This is a genomic window from Streptomyces sp. NPDC107546, assembly GCF_055639175.1.
In genome coordinates this window covers 1-18,031 of the sequence record NZ_JBVKBA010000063.1, presented here as the reverse complement: position 1 = coordinate 18,031, position 18,031 = coordinate 1, and the positions used below count along the sequence as shown (strand labels likewise).

At 68.4% G+C, this 18,031-nt stretch carries 16 protein-coding genes and 6 pseudogenes; 13 read left to right on the top strand and 9 right to left on the bottom strand.

Annotation, left to right across the window (positions count from 1 at the left end; all coding sequences use genetic code 11):
- Positions 1-11 precede the first annotated feature (11 nt).
- The 3 genes and pseudogenes from ACZ7L1_RS38265 to ACZ7L1_RS38255 all read left to right on the top strand — a co-directional run.
- A pseudogene (locus tag ACZ7L1_RS38265) lies at positions 12-98 on the top strand (helix-turn-helix domain-containing protein); the annotation flags it as partial.
- A 307-nt stretch (positions 99-405) separates the two neighbouring features.
- The gene (locus ACZ7L1_RS38260) at positions 406-579 is read left to right on the top strand and encodes a hypothetical protein (RefSeq protein WP_471444190.1); all 174 of its coding nucleotides are present in this window, start codon (positions 406-408) and stop codon (positions 577-579) included.
- Entirely contained in the window at positions 573-635 is a 63-nt protein-coding gene (locus tag ACZ7L1_RS38255; protein WP_471444196.1) for a hypothetical protein, read from the top strand. The genes ACZ7L1_RS38260 and ACZ7L1_RS38255 overlap by 7 nt, the downstream gene beginning before the upstream one ends.
- Positions 636-740: 105 nt before the next feature.
- On the opposite strand, the gene ACZ7L1_RS38250 is transcribed toward ACZ7L1_RS38255, so the two are convergent.
- Positions 741-1,139, bottom strand: coding sequence for a nuclear transport factor 2 family protein (locus tag ACZ7L1_RS38250; RefSeq protein ID WP_471444188.1), 399 nt, complete (start codon positions 1,137-1,139; stop codon positions 741-743).
- Here ACZ7L1_RS38250 and ACZ7L1_RS38245 point away from each other — a divergent pair.
- The 4 genes from ACZ7L1_RS38245 (at position 1,053) to ACZ7L1_RS38230 (ending at position 6,220) form a co-directional block, all read left to right on the top strand.
- Entirely contained in the window at positions 1,053-1,505 is a 453-nt protein-coding gene (locus ACZ7L1_RS38245; protein ID WP_471444186.1) for an SsgA family sporulation/cell division regulator, read from the top strand. The two genes, ACZ7L1_RS38250 and ACZ7L1_RS38245, sit on opposite strands and share 87 nt — an antisense overlap.
- A gap of 14 nt (positions 1,506-1,519) precedes the next feature.
- Positions 1,520-4,309, top strand: coding sequence for a helix-turn-helix transcriptional regulator (locus ACZ7L1_RS38240; protein ID WP_471444185.1), 2,790 nt, complete (start codon positions 1,520-1,522; stop codon positions 4,307-4,309).
- Between the two features lie 228 nt (positions 4,310-4,537).
- Positions 4,538-5,365, top strand: coding sequence for an alpha/beta hydrolase (locus tag ACZ7L1_RS38235; protein ID WP_471444183.1), 828 nt, complete (start codon positions 4,538-4,540; stop codon positions 5,363-5,365).
- A 60-nt stretch (positions 5,366-5,425) separates the two neighbouring features.
- On the top strand, positions 5,426-6,220 hold the full coding sequence (locus ACZ7L1_RS38230) for an oxidoreductase (protein ID WP_471444181.1): 795 nt from the start codon (positions 5,426-5,428) through the stop codon (positions 6,218-6,220).
- A gap of 413 nt (positions 6,221-6,633) precedes the next feature.
- Here the strand turns inward: ACZ7L1_RS38230 and ACZ7L1_RS38225 are convergent, their stop codons facing one another.
- On the bottom strand, positions 6,634-8,133 hold the full coding sequence (locus ACZ7L1_RS38225) for an FAD-dependent monooxygenase (RefSeq protein WP_471444194.1): 1,500 nt from the start codon (positions 8,131-8,133) through the stop codon (positions 6,634-6,636).
- A gap of 144 nt (positions 8,134-8,277) precedes the next feature.
- A pseudogene (locus ACZ7L1_RS38220) lies at positions 8,278-8,736 on the bottom strand (transposase); the annotation flags it as partial.
- 136 nt (positions 8,737-8,872) lie between these two features.
- On the opposite strand from ACZ7L1_RS38220, the gene ACZ7L1_RS38215 reads away from it, so the two are divergent.
- Entirely contained in the window at positions 8,873-9,517 is a 645-nt protein-coding gene (locus ACZ7L1_RS38215) for a dihydrofolate reductase family protein (protein WP_471444179.1), read from the top strand.
- Here ACZ7L1_RS38215 and ACZ7L1_RS38210 read toward each other — a convergent pair.
- A pseudogene (locus ACZ7L1_RS38210) lies at positions 9,510-9,806 on the bottom strand (IS630 family transposase); the annotation flags it as partial. The gene ACZ7L1_RS38215 and the pseudogene ACZ7L1_RS38210 sit on opposite strands and share 8 nt — an antisense overlap.
- Before the next feature lie 115 nt (positions 9,807-9,921).
- Here ACZ7L1_RS38210 and ACZ7L1_RS38205 point away from each other — a divergent pair.
- Positions 9,922-10,356 (top strand): transposase, encoded by a 435-nt coding sequence (locus tag ACZ7L1_RS38205; protein ID WP_471444177.1) that lies wholly within the window; start codon positions 9,922-9,924, stop codon positions 10,354-10,356.
- 67 nt (positions 10,357-10,423) lie between these two features.
- Here the strand turns inward: ACZ7L1_RS38205 and ACZ7L1_RS38200 are convergent.
- Positions 10,424-10,549: pseudogene (locus ACZ7L1_RS38200) on the bottom strand (IS5/IS1182 family transposase); the annotation flags it as partial.
- 81 nt (positions 10,550-10,630) lie between these two features.
- Between ACZ7L1_RS38200 and ACZ7L1_RS38195 the strand changes: the two are divergent.
- From ACZ7L1_RS38195 to ACZ7L1_RS38185, 3 genes are all read left to right on the top strand, one after another.
- A complete protein-coding gene (locus ACZ7L1_RS38195) occupies positions 10,631-11,224 on the top strand; it encodes a TetR/AcrR family transcriptional regulator (protein WP_471444175.1) in 594 nt (197 codons plus the stop codon).
- Positions 11,225-11,319: 95 nt separating this feature from the next.
- Positions 11,320-12,009: a type 1 glutamine amidotransferase domain-containing protein gene (locus tag ACZ7L1_RS38190; RefSeq protein WP_471444174.1), complete on the top strand. Its 690-nt coding sequence runs from the start codon at positions 11,320-11,322 to the stop codon at positions 12,007-12,009.
- On the top strand, positions 12,006-12,311 hold the full coding sequence (locus ACZ7L1_RS38185) for a DUF1330 domain-containing protein (RefSeq protein WP_471444172.1): 306 nt from the start codon (positions 12,006-12,008) through the stop codon (positions 12,309-12,311). Before ACZ7L1_RS38190 ends, ACZ7L1_RS38185 begins: the two co-directional genes overlap by 4 nt.
- Before the next feature lie 860 nt (positions 12,312-13,171).
- On the opposite strand, the gene ACZ7L1_RS38180 is transcribed toward ACZ7L1_RS38185, so the two are convergent.
- Entirely contained in the window at positions 13,172-14,023 is an 852-nt protein-coding gene (locus ACZ7L1_RS38180) for an oxidoreductase (protein WP_471444170.1), read from the bottom strand.
- A gap of 207 nt (positions 14,024-14,230) precedes the next feature.
- On the opposite strand from ACZ7L1_RS38180, the gene ACZ7L1_RS38175 reads away from it, so the two are divergent.
- Positions 14,231-15,103: a helix-turn-helix transcriptional regulator gene (locus ACZ7L1_RS38175; RefSeq protein ID WP_471444168.1), complete on the top strand. Its 873-nt coding sequence runs from the start codon at positions 14,231-14,233 to the stop codon at positions 15,101-15,103.
- Between the two features lie 188 nt (positions 15,104-15,291).
- Here the strand turns inward: ACZ7L1_RS38175 and ACZ7L1_RS38170 are convergent.
- The 3 genes and pseudogenes from ACZ7L1_RS38170 to ACZ7L1_RS38160 form a co-directional block, all read right to left on the bottom strand.
- Positions 15,292-15,822, bottom strand: a pseudogene (locus ACZ7L1_RS38170) (transposase); the annotation flags it as partial.
- A gap of 805 nt (positions 15,823-16,627) precedes the next feature.
- Positions 16,628-16,855, bottom strand: a pseudogene (locus tag ACZ7L1_RS38165) (transposase); the annotation flags it as partial.
- A 159-nt stretch (positions 16,856-17,014) separates the two neighbouring features.
- Entirely contained in the window at positions 17,015-17,854 is an 840-nt protein-coding gene (locus ACZ7L1_RS38160; protein WP_471444192.1) for a class I SAM-dependent methyltransferase, read from the bottom strand.
- Between the last annotated feature and the right edge of the window lie 177 nt (positions 17,855-18,031).

Genomic DNA, 18,031 nt, shown 5'->3' with positions numbered 1-18,031 from the left:
AGGAGGCCGCGATGCCGGGCGGCAGGCTCACTCAGCAGGAACGCCAGCAGATCGCGCTGGGGCTGGCCGACGGGCTCGCCTACGCGGAAATCGCCCGGCACGGACGGCTGATCGCCAAAGGCGGGGAACGGCCGGCTCTGGACCACTACCTTGGGCGGAGTCCACCGCCGAGTCGGACGGGGCCACCTGACTTCATCCAAGCGATGCTTTGAGAGCGCCCGTTTTCCATGAACACTTCCGTTCGGCCGCTCGCCGCCCACTGCGACTGGCAGCGGCCTGCCGCGACACGGACAGTGCCCTCTTCTGCCCGACTGGCGAACGCGGTCAGCGCGGCCAAGCCGCGAGGAACGCGCCCGCGCCTCTGCGCTCTCTGCACCTGAGCTCGCCCCGGAATACGCGAGGATCGTGAACGACCGGCACTACCAGCGCCTGTTCCGCCTGCTCGTGTCGGGACGCTTCGTCACCGGCGGTGACCACCACACGGAAACCCGTTTCATCGCCCCGACCGTGTTGGCCGACGTGGCACCGGACGCGCCCGTCATGCCGAGGAGATCTTCGGGCCCATCCTGCCCGTGCTGACCGTCGAGGACCTCGACGAGGCGATCTCCTTCATCAATTCCCGGCCCGCCCCCTAAGCCTCTATGCCTTCAGCGACAACGCCGCCACCCGGACAGCGCCCCCCTTGCTGCGGGCAGGTTCCTGAGACGCGCAGGACCCTGCGCGTCTCAGAGGCCTGTATCTCAGGCGGAGCGCTCGCCGAGCACCGCGAGGACCGTTTCGTCCTCGACGTAGATCTCGAGATCGCTGATCAGGCCGTCGCGGACCCGCCAGATGTGAACTTCGCGGGAGTCGAAAGGACGGCCGTTGGCGCGGACGGTACCCCCGGTGCGTCCCACCTGGACCACTCGGTCCCCGGCCTGGTAGATGGCCTCGGGCTCGACGGTGCTGCTGAGGTGTGAACCGACGGCGGTGAAGAACTCCCGGAACCCGGCCGGCCCATGGTAGCGGCCGCCCCAGGGCAGCCTGTCGGACTGCCGGATGGTGATCTCCGGGTGGACGAGCGCAGCCGCTGCCGCTGCGTCTCCAGTCCTGATCGCCTCGTATGCGGCATAGACGACTTCCATGTCATCCGGCTTCATCGGTGTCCGTCTTCCTCTCCGCCATGGTCCAAACGCGCCGACCGCACGTCCGATCGATGTCCAGAGTTGTTGACCCGGCCCTGCGTCGCTTCGGTCATTCGACTGAGAGATCCTCGTGCGTCGCGATCGGTATCCGGGGACGGGAGACGCCCAATCGCTGCCGCACAAAAACTGGATGGGAAGGAGACGCTGCCCGTACGCGCCCGCTTCCACTACGACCGAGCCATGCCTTTCGCCGTGTCCGTGGACTTCTCGAACACGGCGGGTGGAGCGGTCACCTGGGTGCTGTCCCGGGAGCGTCTCAGCGAGGGCCTGCTGCGTCCGTCGTACAGCCTCCGCCCCCGTTCCCGCGCTAACGTGTCCTGACCACCGGCGATGACGTGTCCGCAGGTGGACGGGAGTCAACACGGACGGGACGGCAGCAGGTGGCGCGGGACGAGCATCGGCTCATCGGGCGACGAGAGGAGCTCGCGCGGTTGGAGCAGGTGCTGGTGGCTCCCTCGCACCAGGCCGTCGCCGTGCTGCGCGGCGAAGCGGGTACGGGTAAGAGCGCGCTGCTTCAGGCAGCCGTGGCGCTGGCCGACGAGTCGGGACTGCGTGTCGTCGGAGCCTCCGGTGTGGAGGCGGAGTCCGAATTGCCGTTTGCCGGTCTGCACCAACTGCTCCTGCCGCTTCTGCCGTACGCCGCCCACATGCCCGACGCCTCGCGCGCACCCCTGGAACAGGTCACTGGTCTACGCGCGGGGGCGGCACCGGGCGTGGTGGAGGTCGCCGGCGCGATGCTCTCGCTCATCGCCGCGGCGGCGAAGGATCGGCCGTTGTTCTTCGCGGTCGACGATGCGCACTGGTTCGACAGTGAAAGCGCGCGGGTCTGCACGTTCGTGATGCGCCGGGCCAGTGTGGTCGGTGGTCGGGGCCTGATCACCGTACGAGCGGACGTACCGTCTGCGTTCGACGACGCCGGGCTCGAAGAGATCGAGGTTGGACCGCTCAGTGAGCAGGAGGCGGCAGCGCTGCTGGAGCGCACCGGCGGCCACCTCGACCCGCTCGCCCGGGAACGCGTGCTGCGCTCGGCCGAAGGCAACCCGCTCGCGCTGGTCGAGCTGCCCAAGATGGCCGACCGCATGCCTGCGACCCCTGCCGAACAGGCATCTCCGCTGCCCCTCACGCGCCGCCTGGAGAATCTGTACGGGCACCGGATCTCCGAACTGACGCCCGCCAATCAGGATGCTCTGCTGCTGGCCGCCCTGGACGGCCTTGCCTCCGTGTCCGGGCCCCGCCGTCCCGCACTGGAACGGCGGCTGGGTGATGTCGACGAGGCGATCGGCCGCGGTCTGCTGGTGGTCGACCCGGCAACCGGCCAGCTCGGCTTCCGGCACCCACTCGTCCGATCTGCGGTCGTCCAGCTCTCCTCGCCCAACCGCCGCAGGGCGGCCCACGCCGAACTCGCCGCGCTCTATCCGCACGACCAGGAGCGGCGGGCGCACCACCTCGCCGAGGCGACGGTGGACCCGGACGAGAGCGTAGCCGCGCTGCTGGAGCAGGCCGCCGAAGCTGCGACCAGGCGAGGAGCCTCTTCCGTCGCGGTGAGCTGGCTGGAGCGGGCCGCTCAGCTCAGCGAGCGGCCCGAGCAGCGGTCCCGGCGGTTGGCGGAGGCAGCCTTCGTCGCCGGACAGTCGGCCCAGCTCGAACGGGCACAACAGCTGTCGGAAAGCGCGGGCAGGGCTCATACCGACGTGGTCGTCGCTGAGTGCTACGCCGCCCTGTACAGGGACGGTGAAGTGCGCACCACGCATCGGGAAGTCGTCGCGGCCTTGGAAGGGCTGGACCCGGTCAGGGACAAGCCGACGGTGGAGCGATTGATCAACCTCCTGCTGGTGATCTCCCTTTTCGCGGCCGACACCGCCACCTGGACGATCACCGAGTCCTGTGTGGACCGTTTCTGCGACCCGGGCGATCCCGCGGGGTCAGCCAGCCTTCTCTACCGCGACACTTGGGGCGACGTGGTCCGCCGGGGCGCAGGCGGCGTCGAGCGCCTGCGCCAGGAGTTCGTCCGCGCGACGTCCGACCGGCCATGGGACGCCATGCGACTGCTGGTCAGCGCCTACTACCTCGACGCGCTTGATGAGTTTCGCACCGTACTGACCCGCCTGGTGGCCCGGGAAGGAGAGGCAGGCGCCGCCGGAAACGCCATGACTCTGCTCCAGCTCGTGATGCTGGACCACATGGGGGCAGGCCGCTGGGCTGAGGCCGAGGAGACGGGCCGCCGTGGGCTGGAACTGACCGCACGGCACGGCTACGCGCTCTTCCACCATCAGTACCGCGCGTTTCTCGCCATGGTCGCCGCCTGCCGCGGCGACACCGATACGGCCGACGGTCATCGCATGTCAGTGGAGGCCTGGGCCCGGCCCCGCGGGATCGGATACCTGACCCAGTACGCGGACGCCGTCGGTGCCATGTCGGGGCTGGCTCGCGCCGACTATGCGACCGCCTACCGTTTCGCGACCGGCATCACGGCACCCGGCGAGTTCGCACGCCATACCCAGCAGGCGCCGCGCACCCTGCTGGATTTCGTGGAAGCAGCCGTGCGCAGCGGACACCTCGACGAGGCCCGCCGTCACGTGCAGGCGGCCGTGGCCTGCGGGCTGCCCGCCGTTTCCCCGCGTTTGGCGCTCGTCACCGCTGCGGCAGTGGCGATGACGTCACAGGATCAGCCTTCGAGCCTGTACCAGCAGGCTCTCGCGCTGCCAGGTGCCGCTCTGTTCCCCTTCGAGACCGCCCGCATCCGTCTCGGCTACGGTGAACGACTGCGCCGCGACCATGAGACGAGGGCAGCACGGGAGCAGCTCGAGGAGGCCCTGCGCGTCCTCACCGAGCTCGGCGCCCTGCCGTGGGCCGAGCGGGCCCGTGCAGAGCTCGCCGCTGCCGGCGCCGCATTCGGCGCGCGTGGCGAGAGATGGCAGTCGCTGACCGTGCAGGAGCGGCAGATCGCCGAGCTCGCGGCTACCGGACTGACGAACAAGGAGATCGGCGCGAAGCTGTTCCTGTCTCCCCGCACGGTCGGCTCACATCTGTACCGGATCTTCCCGAAATTGGGGATCACCAGCCGCGCCGCGCTCCGCGACGCCCTCGACGCCGACACAAGCGCCCCTCCGCCCTACGAGGTGTGAATTCCCGACGGCATCATGCGTCCGGCGTACGCTCACAGCAGGCCGTGCCGACCAAAGGCGCCGTGCCGTCCAAGGCAACGAGGGCGCCGCGGAGCGCCTGGCCCTCAGTCGTGCCCCAACCCCAGCGTTTGCGTCATCTGACTGAGCCGACCGGGATGACGCTGGCGGCACATTGGAGAGCACCACAGGAGATCGCATCACGCGGTCCTCCGTCGGAAGGAGGCTCTCATGACGGACCAGCGCACCCCCGTCGTCCTGATCCATGGGCTGTGGCTGCACTCCTCCTCCTGGTACCCCTGGCTGGAGCTGCTGCAAGCCGAGGGATTCGCCCCGCTCGCCCCCGGCTGGCCCGGCGAACCGGACAACGTGCCCGACGCACGGTCACACCCGGAGACCATGGCCGGAGCGGGCATCAACGAGGTGACCGAGCACTATGCAACTCTCATCGAGGCGTTGCCGGCCGAACCCGTGCTGATCGGACACTCCTTCGGGGGTCTGATCGCCCAGAAGCTCCTCGGACTGGGCCTGGGACGGGCCGCCGTGGCGATCGACCCGGCGCCGATCAAGGGGGTCAAACCCCTGCCGTTCACACAGCTGCGCTCGGCCTCACCGGTCCTCCGTAACCCTGCCAATCGGTCCCGGACGGTTTCCCTGACAGCGGCGCAGTTCCGCTACGCGTTCGGCAACGCCATCCCGCAGCAGGAATCCGACGCCCTGTTCGAGGCACACTCCATCCCCGCCCCGGGGCGACCACTGTTCGAAGCAGCCTTCGCCAACTTCAGCCGTAGTTCACCGGCCGCGGTCGACACCGGCAACGCCCGTCGGGGGCCCCTGTTGCTGATGTCGGGCCAGCTCGATCACACCGTGCCGGACGTCGTCACTCGTGCCGCCTACAAGTTGTACGGGGACTCGACGGCGACCACCGACCTCAAGCAGTTCCCGGACCGCGGCCATTCGCTGGTCGTCGACCAGGGCTGGCGAGCCGTCGCCGACTGCGCTCTGGGCTGGCTGGCCCGCCAGGGCATCACCGACCGGTCCGCCACGGCCGGCCTCTGACCGCCGGCACCACACCCGCTGTCCACCACGCAAGCGCATCGAAGGAACAAGGAAGACATCATGGATCTGCACCTGAAGGACAAGGCCGTCGTCGTCACGGGCGCAAGCCGCGGCATCGGACTCGCCGTCACCAGAGCCTTCGTCGATGAAGGCGCCCGCGTCGTGGCCGGCGCCCGTACCACCAGCCCTGAACTCGCCGAGCTGGCGGCATCCGGAACCGTGATCCCGGTGACCGCCGATCTGGCGACGGCGGGCGGCGTGGAAACGCTCATCAAAACCGCTGTGGAACGGCTCGACGGTATTGATGTCCTGGTCAACAACGTCGGCAAGGTCCAGCCACGGCCGGGCGGCTTCGCCTCCGTCACCGACGAACAGTGGCTCGAGACCCTGACCGTCAACCTCCTGAGCGCAGTGCGCGCCTCACGTGCCGCTCTTCCCGCACTGCTCGCCTCGCGCGGTTCGATCGTCACGATCAGCTCGGTCAACGCCTTCCTGCCCGACCCCGGCGTCATCGACTACACGGCCTCCAAGGCGGCCCTGACGAACTTCTCCAAGGCTCTGTCCAAGGAGGTGTCCCCGCAGGGTGTACGCGTCAACACCATCGCGCCCGGCCCTGTGACCACCGACATATGGACCGGTCCCGGCGGCATGGCCGACACCATCGCAGCCGTCATGGGCGTCGAGCGCGAGGAAGCCGTGGACCAGGCGATCAAGAGCCTGGGAGGCTTCGCCACCGGTCGCTTCACCCGCCCCGACGAGGTCGCCGACCTCGTTCTGATGCTCGCCAGCGACCGCACCGCCAACATCACCGGCGCCGACTTCACGATCGACGGCGGCCTCATCAAAACGCTCTGATCGGCAGCATCACACCGCCCTGTGCCGGCTCCCCTCGGCCGGAGAGCGAGCCCAGGGGTGCCTTCGGCGCCCTGTCGGCGCAATCCGCAGTCGGCAAGGCGGGCGTGCAGCCCGGGGGTTGGCCCACCAGACGGCCACCGAGGAGACCCGCTACTCCCGGTGGATTCACTCTCGCAACTGGCCGGGGCCCGTTCCTGAATGTAGCGAGCTGACTGGCCGCGTACGCGCGGGAGCTCTTGACCGGCGGTGCGTCGCCTGCAGCGGCAGCGCCTTGCGACAGCCTGGTGCACCGCCATGCATGACGGCAGAGCGATCAAGCAGATACTTCTCTGCCTCGTCGAGGGAACGGAGGCTCATTTCCGGGCGTGACCCACAAAGGCAACTCCGACCTGAAAACCAAGCGCGCTGTCCGTTCACGCCGTGTGATGGCCGACCTCGCCCAACCATCGCGTCAGGGCCTTGCGCAGCTCGTTCGAGTTGGGATCCTCGGCCGCCCAAGCGGCATACCCGTCGGGCCGGACCAGTACTGTGGCGTGCAGGCCGGCCGCTGGGGAGACTGCCACTACCCGCCCCGCCCACGGCGCGGCAGTCGCAGCAACCCCGCGGCCCACCAGCACGAATTTGCCCTGATGCAGCGCCTCATACAGCCGAGCCGGTTCGCCTGCCAGGCGGAGGTCCGGCACCCGGTGTCCGGCGAGCCGATGGGAGCCCCGGGGTGCACGGTAGGCGATCCCGACGCCGGAGATGCCGCGTGCCGCACGCGCCTCCACCACACCCAGCTGATGCGCGACGGCGGCCACCGAGGCCCGCAGCGCGCGGACTACGGGTGACCGGGTGATGACGGCCGTGAGGAGTGCGTGACTGACGCGCAATACCATTCGTCCCACCGGGTGACGCTCCGTGTGGTAGCTGTCCAGCAGTGCATCGCCAGCCCAGCCGTGCAGAACGGCTGCCAATTTCCAGCCGAGGTTGGCGGCGTCCTGGATACCGGTGTTCATGCCCATGCCGCCGGCCGGCGAGTGGACGTGTGCGGCGTCGCCTGCGAGGAACACCCTTCCTTGCCGATAGCGGGGTACCTGTCGTTCGTCGCTGTGGAAGCGGGAAAGCCAACGAGGGTCGTGCATCCCGAGATCATCGCCGATGGTTCGCCTCGTGATGTCCCGTACTTCCTCCAATGTGACTGGCGCGTCGTCGGGCAACTGCCGGTGCCGGTCCCAGGCGATGACCCGGTACCAGCCGTCTCCGAAGGGTGCGAGGAAGGTGAAACCGTGTTCATCTGAGGCGAAATGAAGAAGTTGGTCCGGGGTGCGCTCGAGCAGCACGTCGGCCAGCATCACGGAGCTGACGGCCGACTTGCCGGGGAACGGCATGCCCAGGTTCTGCCTGACGCTGCTGCGTGCCCCGTCCGCGCCGACCACATAGCGGGCCCGAAGAGTGGCCGTAGCCCCGTCTGGATGGCGCACGTCCACGTCGACGCCGCGCGGGTCCTGCCGTAGCCCTGTGACCCGAGCCCCACGCCGTATCGGGACGCCCGCTTCCTCAGCCCGGCGCAGCAGGACCCGTTCGACCTGCCACTGAGGAGCGATGAGCATGAAAGGGAAGCGTGTGCGGAGCCTGGAGAAGTCAATACTGATCCGGCCGAACGGACGCAACCGCGGGACTGGTGTGCCGATACGGATGAGTTCGTCTGCCAGGCCTCGGGCGTCGAGCTGCTCCAGGGTTCGTGCGTGGACACTGAAGGCGCGACTCAAGTCGGATTCGCGACCGCGTCGCTCCAACACCATGACATCGATTCCGGACCTGGCGAGATCACCCGCGAGCAGGAGCCCGGTCGGGCCGGCCCCAACCACCAGAACGTCCACGATTGGCGTCCTGCGTCCGTCCGTGGAGCCGCTCGTCGACATGTCCTTCATGTTCACTTTTCTCAGTATCGACCTTGCTCGAAGGCGCCGCTTGGTGAGACTGCGAACCACGGGCCCTGACCGAGCGCGACCCGATGACCGCCCCGCTCTGTCGGACTCGAAGGGCTCGGCCTCGCCACTGGAGGTGCCAGGGCATCCGGAGGCGCGAATTCTACTCGCGTCGACTTCGCGTTCGTAGCCGCGGTCCGCGAAGAGCATGTCGGGCCGTCGGCGCGGCCTGCCGACGACGCCTGCAACCGGTGGGACCTTGTCGAGCAGGGGCAAGAGCTAAGTCACGTCGTTGCGATTCCCGCCGGTCAGCGACACCACGAGCGGGATGCTCTGCCCGTCGGTGAGGATGTGGTGCTTGCTGCCCGGCCGTGCGCGGTCGACCGGGCTGGGACGCTTTTGGGCCCCTTCGAGAGGCCCGGACGTGGAAGGAATCGATCACCGCCCGCGACCAGTCCCGCTTGTTCTTCGACCGCAGTTCCCTGAGCAGCACCTGGTGCAGCCTGTCCTAACACCGGCCTCGTTCCAGGCCGCCAGGCGCCGCCAGCACGTCACGCCAGAGCCGAAGCCCAACTCCTGCGGCACGTACTCCCACTGGATCCCGGTACGCCAATACGGTCGCTTCCTGACGTGCCTTGGAAAAAAGTTGCGGGCCGCTGTCGATCCGGCCACGTCCCGTTCGACGTCATGATGTGCGGCGCCTCGCCGCACGATGACGCGACATGACCTGACGAGGACAGACGTGGATCAACTGCTGAGAGTGATGAACTTCAATGTCTCGAGTGACGGCATCGGTGCCGGTGAGCACCAGAGTCTCGAGCGGCCGTTCGGCCTCGACCATCCCGAGAGGCTGTTCTCCTGGGCCGGAGCCACGGCGAGCTGGCCCATGCGTACGGATCCCGGTGGGAGCCGGGGCCTCGACGACTACTTCACGCGGGACTTCGCACGCAACATCGGTGCCGAGATCATGGGCCGCAACAAGTTCGGCCCCCAGCGCGGGCCCTGGCAGGACCATGAGTGGCGCGGCTGGTGGGGGCAGGAGCCCCCGTTCCGCACTCCGGTGTTCGTCATGACTCACCACGAGCGTCCGTCGTTCACGCTCTCCGACACCACGTTCCACTTCGTCGACGGCGACCCGGCCACGGTCCTCGAACGTGCGCGGGAAGCGGCGCAAGGCCAGGACGTCCGACTCGGCGGCGGGGTCACCACCATCCGGCAGTTCCTCGACGCCGGCCTCATCGACACCATGCATGTGGCGGTCTCGCCGGTAAAGCTCGGGACCGGACTACGCCTTTGGGAGTCCCCCGATGAGCTGCGCGACCGGTTCCACCTGGAAGTCGTGCCCAGCCCGAGCGGCGTGACGCACCACCTGTTCTGGCGAAGGTGACGCCGTGGGTGCGGCAGTAGGTCGCCGGCGGCCGGTTGGGCTTGCCATGCTTCACCCAGCACGAGCCCCCGGTGGGCCGGATTCCCAGGGGCCCGGACTCGTCGAAGACGAACACCCGGTCGGGGAAGCGGTCCAGCACCTGCTCGATGCGGTCGAGCTTGGCCCCGCGGTCGGGGTCGGGGGACTCCTTCCAGGTCTTGGTGCGCTGGAATGTGACATTGCGGCGCAGCAGCAGGCACCGTAAGGCTTCACGGCCGATGCGGATGACGCGTCCGCGCACTTTGCGCAGGAGACGAGTCGGTCGCGGCGACGGCCGCGACCAGCCTGCTGCGCAGGCCGGACGTCGCGTTCAGGGCGATGAGCGACGACACCGCCCGGTTCCAGGTCAACCATGCCCGGAATGAGTGCAACCGGCCCAGGCCCGCGAGGACTTCGAGCGCACCAGCCCCGTCGCCCCGACCATCATGCACATCGAACGGAGCATGGAGTTCCTCCGCCTGATGCACCCCGAGATCACGATCGTGTGGGCCGACTCCGCCTGCGCCGGGAAGCTCGTCGACTGGACGAAACAGCACCTCAACCCGACCATCAAGCCGGTCGACCGACTCAAGGACGCCTCCGGCTTCATCGTGCTGCCCCACCGCTGGGTCGTCGAGAGGTCGCTCGCCTGGATGATGCACGCCCGCCGCCACGCAAGGGACTACGAACGGCTCATCCAGCACTCCGAAACACTGATCACCGGGGCGGCCATCACCCTCATGACCAGGCGCCCGGCCCGCAAAGGCGCCACGCCCAGCTGGCCCCGGAAACCTGCACCTGCCAACGGCCGAGCAGGCTGAGGTCGTCGCATGCCAGGGCGGGCTCGACCCGGACCGGCGGGTGCCGGGTGACAGGACGATCACAATCGCGCCAGCACGTCATGCCCGAGCCGAAGCCGAGTTCCTGAGGCAGGTACTCCCCGCACAACACCTCCCGGCCCCGCAGCGGTTTGCGGCCCGGATACCGAAAACGCCGCTCACGCTGCGGCGGCAGCGGAGGACGCCGATGTAACCGAGTAGCCGGGCAGCTCGGGGCTACTAGACGACTGGTCTACTCAGGTGTTAAGTTTTCCGCATGCCAGTCGCCGCGCGCACCACAGACACTCGTCGGATCATCCTCGATACCGCCCAGCGGATCATGGCCCGCAAGGGTTACTCGGCTGTCGGCATCAATGAGGTGCTCGCAGAGGCCGGCGTGCCGAAAGGGTCCTTCTATCACTACTTCGCCTCGAAGGACGCCTTCGGTGAAGCGATCCTGAAGAGCTACTTCGCGGACTACCTCACGGACATGGACGGTGTTCTCGCCCACTCCGGCCAGTCTGCGGCCGAGCGGCTGATGGCCTACTGGCAGCAGTGGCGGGAGACGCAGAGCATCGAGGAGTGCCAGGGCAAGTGCCTGGCCGTGAAACTCGGCGCCGAGGTCGCGGACTTGTCCGAGTCGATGCGTCTGGCTCTGAAGGAGGGCACGAGCGCAATCGTCGGCCGCATCGAACGCACGATCACCAGCGGCCTGGAGGACGGCTCTCTCTCGGTCGACGGTGAGGCCCGCGACGTCGCGCAGGCCCTGTACGACATGTGGCTCGGGGCGAGCGTCATGGCCAAGATCCATCGCAGCCTGGCCCCGCTCGACACCGCCACAGCGGTGACCCGCAAGCTGCTGCACCTGTAGAAGGCCCCACGTGTAGAAGGCCCCCATGCCCGATCCGGTCGTGGGGACTCCTTCACCCTAATAGTAGACTGGTCTACTCTAACAAGGAGTGTGTCATGAAGGTTCTGATCGTTCTCACCTCGCACGACGAGCTGGGGGACACCGGCCGTAAGACCGGGTTCTGGCTGGAGGAGCTGGCGGCGCCGTACTACCGCTTCAAGGAGGCCGGTTGGGAGATCACCCTCGCTTCGCCGAAGGGCGGACAGCCGCCGCTGGACCCCAAGAGCAACGAACCCGACTTCCAGACCGAGGACACCCGGCGCTTCGAGGCCGACCCGGAGGCGACCGACGCACTGGCGAACACCGTGCGCCTCGACGCGGTCTCGGCCGGCGACTTCGACGCGGTCTTCTACCCCGGCGGGCACGGACCGCTGTGGGACCTGGCCGAGGACACCGTCTCCGCGCGGCTGATCGAAACCACCCTCCGATCCGGCAAGCCGGTGGGACTGGTGTGCCACGCCCCCGGCGTCCTGCGGCACACCGTCAACGAGGACGGCACCCCGCTGGTCTCGGGTAAGAAGGTCACCGGATTCGCCAACTCTGAGGAGGAGGCCGTCCAGCTCACCGACGTCGTCCCCTTCCTGGTCGAGGACGAACTCACCAAGCTCGGAGGCGTCTACTCCAAGACCGGCGACTGGCAGCCCTATGTCCTGCAGGACGGTCTGCTGATCACCGGGCAGAACCCGGCGTCCTCCGCTCCTGCAGCCGACGCCCTGATCGAGCTGGTCAACAAGGGCCGCGTGTGAGCGCCTACGTGGTCATGCTCCGCGAGCGCGTGACCGACCCGGCCGAGCTGGCCCTCTACGCTGGCTCGGCCCGGGAGGCCCGGGCAGGCCACGAGGTGACACCCCTCGTCGGATACGGGGCGATCGAAACCCTGGAGGGTGCGCCGTTCGACGGTGTGCTGATCCATCGCTTCCCGAGCGTTGCGGACGCGCGGGCATGGTATGAGAGCCCGGCCTACCAGGCAGCGCTCCCCCACCGCCGGGCCGGTGCGGACTACCGCGTGTTCATCGTCGAAGGAGTCCACGACACCCAGGACCCCTGAGACGACAAGGTGTCCGTCTGCACCGCAGTCCGGCGCAGACGGACACCGTCCGGCCGCAGGCGCCGCACCGGTCAGCGGCGACCTGATCGCCGACGCGAAATCGCCGCAAATGTGGCCGGTCAAGACGCAGTCGTCTTCCCCCCGTCGGCGCCCACCGCACGGGAGCGGACCAGACGACACTCATCGACGGCCGTGGCCCACAGAAGGCCGCCGACGCAGCCCGGTCGGCGCCCGCAACGTCTCCGGCCTGCTCGAAGACCCAAGGCGGGGAGCCCGCCGGGCAACGAGCAGGCGCTCCGCTGCACAGGCGACGCCGTGCCCCAGATGTCAGACACCCAGCCTTCAACCCTGCTGAGGCCACCCCATGGACCGCGAAGGGTCTCGGCGGCGATGCCGCCGCGGACCTGGCGCCGAAGATGCCGCCGTCCGATCCGGCCGCACCGTGCCAGGGACTTCCAGAAAGGAGCGCCTGGCACGGAAGCTGCCCGCGCCGCCGACCCCCTGCTCCGCAAGCTCCCAAAGGCCGGAGCACGTGGGAGGAAGCGCAGCTTTGGCCGACTGCAGGAAGGCACATCAACCGACAGAGCCTATGCCGCAACGCGCGATACGGTCACTCGCAGACCGTATCGGCAGAGTGGCGCCAGCTGCACTCGGATTGCTGGCCCCGAGGGCAGCCAGAGAGGCGCGGGGATCAGAAACACGCACTGAACTTGAGTTTTGACCTCCACCCGGTTACCAGGAGGCGCTGGGGGGCGTGACCGGCTACGAGCAGGTCCGGCTGTGGTGGACCAAGAGCGGGCCGGCTTGGTGATGACGGCCGTCGGCGAGTCTCCGCGCTGGGGCCCCGACAGCGAGCGACGTCAGGCGGACCGGCTGACGTCGTCGAAGTCGGTGGAGGCCGACAGCTCGGCCCATGCCAGCATCTCGCGTTCGAAGGCGTCGCGTCCGGCCTTAACGAGCCGAAGCGCGTCGGTACCGAGCAGCAGGCGCGTCGGCGGCTGGTCGGCCGCCACGATGAGTAGCACCGCGGCCGCGGCCTTGTCCGGGTCGCCCGGCTGGTGCCCGCTGCCGTGGATGCGCCGGGCGCGCAGCGGCTCGAAGAGCTCGTCGTAGTCGGCGATCACACGGGGTGCGCGGTTCATCGAGCGGCCGGCCCAGTCGGTCCGGAAACTGCCCGGCTCGACGGCGGTGACATGGATGCCGAAATCGGCGACCTCCTTGCCGAGCGTTTCGAGGATGCCCTCCACCGCGAACTTGCTGCCGTGGTAGAAGCTGAGGCCCGGCATGGTGATCAGTCCGCCCATCGAGGTGACGGCGATGATGTGGCCCGAACGGCGCTCCCGCATGTGCGGCAGCACGGCCTTGATCACCGCCACGGTTCCGTAGACGTTCACCTCGAACTGACGGCGAAGGTCATCCATCGACGACTCCTCGAAGAGTCCGTCATGGCCGTACCCGGCGTTGGCGACGAGTACGTCGATCGGGCCCAGATCGCGCTCGGTCTCGCCCACGACCGTGTCCACGGCGTCATGGTGGGTCACGTCCAGGATGCGGGCGTGCGCGTCACCGGCGAGCGCCTCGAAGGCCCGTGCGTCGGCGAGCGTGCGCACTGTGCCCACCACCCGGTGGCCCGCGGCCAACGCCGCGCGCGCGAGTGCGCGGCCCAGGCCGGTGCTGACGCCAGTGATCAGGAATGTCTTGGTGTCCGACACAGGAGTTCCCTTCGTGCGATGCGAACAGCGGCCGACCGGGGGGTGGTTAGGCCCCGGTCGGTCCCGACACGTTCCACTTCAGCACCGGAATCGGCTGCTGATCGACTTCCGAGGGGTCCGCTTCGCCCCGGGGACAGCCGGACCGGGGGACTGCCAGTCCCCCTTTCGCGGGCCGTCGGGCCGCTCTTGGGCCCTATCGTGAACGGCATGGACCGCAACACAGCTCTCGGTGAGTTCCTCCGTTCCCGGCGGGCACGGATCACCCCGCGCCAGGCGGGCCTGTCCGACGACGGCGGCTCTCGGCGAGTGCCAGGACTGCGCCGCGAAGAGGTCGCGCAACTGGCGGGGGTGAGCGTCGACTACTACGTACGCCTGGAACGAGGACGCCGACTGAACGTCTCCGGGACCGTGCTGGACGCGATCTCCCGCGCGCTACGCCTCGATCCCGTCGAACGCGCCCATCTGTTCCAGCTCGCCAAGCCCGCCGCCGGCAGCCCCCGCCGCACGCCGACGCGTCCGCAGCCGGTCCGCCCGGGGCTGCGCGACCTGCTCCGGATCCTCGAGCACACCCCCGCTCTTGTGCTGGGGCGGCGACTGGACGTACTTGCGTCCAACCGGATGGCACGTGCGCTGCTCACCGACTTCGACGCGCTGCCGCACCGCGAACGGAACCTGGTGCGGTTCATGTTCTGCGACGAGACGGCCCGGTCGCTGTACACCCACTGGGAAACCCACGCCCAGGACATTGTCGCCTCGCTGCGGCGTGACGCCGGACGCCATCCCCACGATCCGCTGCTGGCCGAACTCGTCGGCGAACTCTCCATCACGGATGAGGACTTCCGCCGCTGGTGGGCCGACCAGAACGTGTATCGGCACACGCATGGCAGCAAACACTTCCACCACCCGATCGTCGGCCCGCTCACCCTCAATTACGAGTCCCTCACCCTGCCCGCCGACCCGGACCAGCGGCTGAGTGTCTACACCGCCGAGGCAGGCTCCAGCTCCGAAGAGGCGCTTCGGCTACTGGTTGCATGGATACGGCAGCCCGAGACCTCGCACGGGCAGCACGCAGATCATTAGACGCCCGCCGGTCCGCGAGGAGCGGTCGGCCATGGGGCCTGCGTCCCATGAGCCGGGATGGGCGTTATGGAACACCGGCAGACCTTGCGCCCCACCGCCGGTGTCCCGAAACCCTCGTCGAGGGGGAAGAACCGGGATTGAGAGCAATGCGACCTGCGCATTCGTGCCGCGCAGCAACTCTCAACACTTTTGCGGAAGATCAGCCGCATGCCCTTGGGCCAGCCGTCCAGCACATCTCCAGCGAGTTCGGCGGCCCAGGCACCGTCACGGATCTCACCGCCGGGTTCGACGGCCGGTGTCCACGCCGAGGCGGGAGTCTGCAGCACCGCCTGATGGATCTGCTCGGTGATGGTCATGCCCACCGAGTACGACAGCCACCGCCCGCGCGCGGTGAGCCAGTCCAGGAACTTGTGGGTACCGCCGGCGGAGTCGGTGCGGATCAGGGTGCGCCGGCCGCGCCGGAACTTCCCCGGCAGCTGGGCCAGTGCCAGGCGGGTGGTCTCGATGTGGTCGGCGGCGGTGTTGCTGCCTGCCCTGCCTGGCCGCAGCAGCCCCGCGACCGGCTCTCCGGTGCCGCCGCGTCCGTGGTCGACGAAGGCCATGAGCGGGTGGTGGCCGTAGGTCTTCTTCCAGGTCCGTGTGGCGCCCTCCTTGTCGGAGTGGGACGGCACCAGCACGCCGTCGATGTCCACGATCACCTGCCCGTCGGCGTGCGGAGCCTCGGGCTGGCCGCTGTCATGAGGACCGCAAGCTGACAAACACGCTTTGACGAGTTGCGCGAGACGGCCGAACCGCTGGGCGTGCGCCACCAGCGCACACCGACACACGAGCGCTACATCTTGCTACCGAGCACCTGCGGCTGCCTCCACTGGCTCTCGCGTTCGATTGCTCATCCCCAGGGCCGTCGGAAAGCTTGATCGGGCACCGAGGGGGTGGGCACGTGGAGGCCGAACGGCTCGTAGAGGCAAGATCCCGCATAGCCGGATGCTGGATCCACGACTTCCAACCTGAAAGAGGCGCCCTGAAGGGAGCCTGGGACCTCTCCCGAGACGGCAGCTTCAAGTTCCGTTGGCGCGAGACGAGCGGCTTCGGAAAGGCAGTCCTTAAGGGAGCACTATGGGCCTGGAGGGGTGAATGGGACCTGAGCGAGGGAAAGGAGCAAGACCTTCGCCTCGATCTACGGGTTACACGGGCCATGATCCCAGCTCTCTACGCGGTCGATGCCGCCTACCTGGCCAATCCGCCGACGGCTTTTTGGCTTGGGTTCCGCACTGCGGTCGTTGGTCTGAAGCGTGCCCATAGAAACCGAGCACACGGACGGAGGCTCACTCTCGCCGCCGAGCTTGCCTTTCCCACAGACAATCCCGCGGCACTGAACCTCACTCTGGACCTGTCCGGGTACAGCAAACACAGCATCTGGCCTGTGCTTTCAAGCCGAACAGGATCCTCGCTCACCTGGCAGAGGTTCTAGCCTCAATCTTGCATGGGGTCCGTCAACTTACTGACGGACCCTTTGTGCTTGTTCACCGGATCCCAGGTCGATTGGTTCACACACTGCTGCAGGTTCTGCTCGTTGCCATCCGGCAGCCGCTCCGCCATCGGCTGGATCGACTCACGCCGCCCCTCCAGCATCAGCCCCCGCAGATAGCAGTCACTCTTCGCCCGCTGATCCTTGCGCGGCACCGACGCGAACGCATCAGCGACGAATAACGCCAACTGCGCCCGAGCCCGGTTCACTTCATGTGCATCCACATCACCCACATGCCCCAAACAGGACTGACAGGCACACCTATCGGAGCCCTACGAGATGATCGATTCCAAGGGGTTTAGTGGTCGTAGGCGGTCGGTGCGCGCATGACCGGCTGGCCGCGCATGAACCTGGCTCCACTCATCAGTCCCCCTTGGAATCGATCATCTAGGGAACCGGGACGCGCTCTGTCGGCGGACCGCCGAGATCAGTCCGCCGGGCCGCTCCTCGCGCTGCGGCGGGGTGCTGATCGGGCGGCCGTAGGCGGCAGCGCGCTCGCGCAGGGTGTAGCTGTCGGCCTCCCAGCCGTGCCCGGCCAGCCAGCCCACCGGGTCGTCGGGCATCTCCGAGACCCACATGGACGCCGCCGATCCCGGCACGGCGTCCGCGCCGAAGCGCTCGATCACGCCGCGCGAGCCCAACGTCAGCCCCATCCGACTGCCTGCCGCCGACTGCGCGCTGATCCGGGCCAGCAGCAGCTCCACCGCGTCCTCGGGCAGATAGATCAGCAGTCCTTCGGCGATCCACACGGTCGGCACCGCCGGGTCGTGCCCTGCGGCGGCCAGCGCGCCTGGCCAGTCCTCACGCAGATCCACCGCGACGGTGATCCGCTCGCAGCGTGCGACGGCCCGCTCCTGGCGCAGCACCGAAGCCTTGAAGTCCAGTGGCGCGGCGGTGTCGACCTCGAACAGCCGGGTGCCCTCGGGCCAGTCCATCCGGAAGGCCCGGCTGTCCATGCCGGCGCCGAGTAGCACGACCTGCCGGATCCCGGACGCGGAGGCCTGCTGCAACAGGTCGTCGAGGAACTTCGTCCTGATGACGATGGAGAACGCCACGCCCAGCCGGCGGCGTCGCGCGGCCTCGTCACCGGGCAGCGACGGCGAGGAGGGCCCCAGCCCGCCGGCGGTGGCGAAGGCCTGTGCCAGTGGGTCGCGGAACAGCGCGTTCTCCCGCTCGGTCTCCAGCGCCCGCACCCTGGCCACCCCCACCGCCGTGGCCCACACTCCCGACGGCTGCACCCGCTCCTGCTCATCAGTCACCGCGCCAGCCTAGATGATCGACTCCAAGGGGGCCTGATGAGTGGAGCTAGTGCTGTGGCCGGAAAGGTTCGCCGGAAAGCTCGCGGCGTCCGGTGCGGTGCATCGCAAGGCGGAGCGTCGCCCGCGTACCGGATGTACTCG